At 37.2% G+C, this 3,300-nt stretch carries 4 protein-coding genes and 1 pseudogene; 4 read left to right on the top strand and 1 reads right to left on the bottom strand.

Annotated elements, in window-relative coordinates:
* Positions 1–597, top strand: a pseudogene (locus H7254_RS07555) (hypothetical protein); the annotation flags it as partial.
* Positions 598–1,009: 412 nt separating this feature from the next.
* On the opposite strand, the gene H7254_RS07550 reads toward H7254_RS07555, so the two are convergent.
* Positions 1,010–1,642, bottom strand: a complete 633-nt coding sequence (locus H7254_RS07550) for a DUF1080 domain-containing protein (RefSeq protein WP_301932391.1) — start codon at positions 1,640–1,642, stop codon at positions 1,010–1,012.
* Positions 1,643–1,729: 87 nt separating this feature from the next.
* Between H7254_RS07550 and H7254_RS07545 the strand changes: the two genes are divergently transcribed.
* The 3 genes from H7254_RS07545 to H7254_RS07535 all read left to right on the top strand — a co-directional run.
* Complete coding sequence (locus H7254_RS07545; RefSeq protein WP_301932390.1) at positions 1,730–1,987, top strand: helix-turn-helix domain-containing protein; 258 nt, start codon at positions 1,730–1,732, stop codon at positions 1,985–1,987.
* A gap of 78 nt (positions 1,988–2,065) precedes the next feature.
* On the top strand, positions 2,066–2,356 hold the full coding sequence (locus tag H7254_RS07540) for a hypothetical protein (RefSeq protein WP_301932389.1): 291 nt from the start codon (positions 2,066–2,068) through the stop codon (positions 2,354–2,356).
* Positions 2,357–3,056: 700 nt separating this feature from the next.
* Positions 3,057–3,300, top strand: a 244-nt coding sequence (locus H7254_RS07535) for a hypothetical protein (RefSeq protein WP_301932388.1), incomplete at its 3' end; no start/stop codon positions are given.

The raw sequence follows: 3,300 nt of genomic DNA, 5'->3' as shown, positions 1-3,300 counted from the left end.
GATGAGTTTAAACTGAAAGAGTTGAAAGACAACCGCGGTTGGTGGGCTAATAAATATGGTTACCAGATAGGTGTTAAATATGTTGATGCCTTTGGAATTAAAAATCTTGATCTACAGTTGGAAAATAACAGGATTCGTCCGTTTACCTATTCTCACAACGACAGTGTTGCCAGCTTTACACATTACAACCAACCATTGGCTCACCCTGTTGGTGCAGGTTTGCAGGAAACAATTGGCATCATCAGGTATCAGCCAACTAACAAGTTATATCTCGAAGCAAAGCTGATTCATTTTTACCAGGGATTAGATACAGCTTCCACAAGCCTTGGCAGCAATCCATCGATATTGTATACCAATCGAACAATAGATCCATCCACCGGACAACTTAATCAGTATGGCTATTTCATAGGCAATGGCAATAAGGTAACCGTAAATAACCTCAACTTGCTGGCATCGTACGAGGTAAAAGAAAATATGTTTGTAGATGTAAATTTTCAAAACCGCACTTACACACCCACAAAAGGAACAAAACAAAACACCACCATCATGTCTCTTGGTTTTAGATGGAATATGGCCCGCAGAAACTTTGATTTTTAAACGATACCTTATTTTGATATTGAGTGTTAGGGATGCCTGTGTTTTTTACAAACTCAATTTTCTGTGCGTTTAAAATTAATGTCTTCCATTTTCATTTCGCCAAACCAGGTGCCATAAAATTGGGTATGAAAATATTTTTTAGATAGAACAAGGATGGATGCACATGCAAACTTTTCTAAAGTGGGTGTTCCTTTTTCTTCGCTTTGTAAGCACACCAGGTTTCTATGATGCCGTGGTTTTAGAAGATTTTAAAAGCAGCCTTGTTGAGCCGTGGTAGTGTGCTGGGTTTAAAAGTCTTAGGCCATAATATATCAACTGTAGAGGGAATGAACAAAGTAAAAAAGGATCTGTAGAATTGCTCCGTTAATTGGCAGGCAAGTATAAGAGAAGTAATAGTAATATCTGCAAAATCTTATAACCTGATTATCCTAATATTTCTATAAGCAGCCAATGCCTTTCCTCCTCCGTGCACCTGCAATGCGATTTTTCCCTGGTGGATAATTTTTTCATCCGGTTCACTATAGTCCACCGTTTGTACGCCATTCAAATAAATATGTATTCTTCTTCCCACACTTTTTATTTTAAAAAGGTTCCATGTGGCAGGTTTAAGAATTTTTTTTATCAGGGCACTGTCTGGTTGTACAATGGTTAAATCTCTTCTCGATTCATCGTACAGGCTAGCCCAGTAACCATTGCCCAAATCTGCCTGGTAGCCAATCATTTCATAAGCCGGGTTTGTGGCACGTTCGCTGTGAAACTGCACCCCGGCATTTACAAAACCGGTACCCGTTAATTTAAATTCCAGTTGCAATTCAAAATCACCAAAGCTTTCGGTTGTGGCAATAAATTGATTGTGCGGCACTGTTTGCGTAAGGCTTCCACCCATTAAAGTCTTGTTGATAATGCGCCAGGTATTTAGGGTGTCTCCTTCCCATCCGGTAAAGGTTTTGCCATCAAACAGACTAATCGATGTTTGTGTTGATTGTGCATACAGGGAGGCTGTAAAAATGAACAATAAGACAGCATTTAAACACAATAATTTCATACTTTTTATTTTAGACAAATGTAAGTTCAAGTAATAAGTGCAACACAAGGTTTTCATCCTGCTGGGAGGGGTATCCATTCCAGCAGGATGAAACTGAAAACCGAAATTTGTATTGCAATGTCGAAAAACTATTTCCAGCTCACCCTGGTTCAAAAGTATCAAATTGAGGCTTTAAAAGATGCTGATTACACCCAAAGGTCGATAGCGAAAATTATTGGTGTTGATAGGTCAACCATTTGCAGAGAGCTAAAAAGAAACGTACATAAAAGATGTACTGGTGCAAAAATATACAGTGCTGAAAAGGCGCAGATTAAAACAGCAGCCAGGCATAAAATAAAACCCTAACAGGTGTTATTTTCAAAAGGCATATCGAGAACCTACTTAAACGTTGATGAGGTGTGGGATAAAAACAGCAGTATTTAAGTGTCATTCGATTTAAAAACTGTACAGCTTGATGGCGGCATTAGTTATCCAAATTTCATTGCATTTAAAGTCGGGCCGCACGTGTTGGCCATTGACCAATCATTAAATCCCTTGGTGAAAAATTTAGATGCCGTAACCACTGCAAAAACTGGTGGTATAAATATTTCAAAAAAATTGTTGCCCAATGGCTGGGTTGGTTCGCAAATATTTAAAGTCAATTCAACTTACAACGGCAAACCCGTTGATTTGATATTGGTTCCTTTTTGCTATTGCTGGACAGACGGGCGGTGAAGTGAGGATATGGATTTTTAAAAATAAATAATAACTATCCCTATTTAGTATCCGGATCATTATAAGGGATAAAGTTTCGACTAGTATTAAAAATGGTTGGGTTAGTGTATAATCTGTTACTTTAATAATATGCCGGGGAGACTTTTTAAGGGTAAACAATAAAACTGCAAAGCAAAACATATACAAAGTTATTGTGGTTGGAACTGGTATAAGTGGCGGCGGGCTGCAAAAGAATAATGTGAAAAAGGGTTAAAACATTGGTTTTTAAACAGGGCAGAAACATAGACTCCAATACAAATTCTTTAAGTTCACAATCATCCGCTATTAATTCAGTACGATGTTAAGATTATAATTAGCTAAAAAATGTAGTAACACATTAAATCTACATAGATACAAGCTTGCATTGCAACCTTTAAGAAGCAAACGGTGTCTTTAAAGTTTGTAACTTTATGGACTGTATTTTGGATGGATTGCATAACCCCCTGGATTTTTCTAATTATTTTTGAAAACTCACAATCCACATTCTCTAAATCAAATTATTGACCCCATCCTACAAGTGATGTCGATAATTCTATTCCTGGCATAATCACAGAAATATTAAGTAGATGCTGAAAGCATGAACTAATGGTCCTTTTTATCCTTTTGGTATAATGCCGGGATAAAATTGAATTATAAAAGTTTAATACTAATACTAATAATTATGAGATTTTTCTCTGGCACTTTGCTGCCCGGTAACTTTATTTTATTGCCTGTGAGTAAGAAACTTAGGGCAATAGGCTTTAGCATCAATTCATCGGTTATACTATTGGTGCTTGCTCTTTTGATTTCCACCATTTCATTTTCACAAAATGCTATCGTTACCGAGAATGCTTTACCAGGTAACCCAGCATCGGAGTGGGATATTGTGGGTGCAGGTGATCCAACCATTCAAGGTTTTTCAACAG

This window comes from Ferruginibacter sp. (assembly GCF_014377975.1).
Taxonomy (GTDB): domain Bacteria; phylum Bacteroidota; class Bacteroidia; order Chitinophagales; family Chitinophagaceae; genus Ferruginibacter.
The sequence above is the reverse complement of the archived record's forward strand: the minus strand, read 5'-3'. Positions and strand labels throughout refer to the sequence as shown.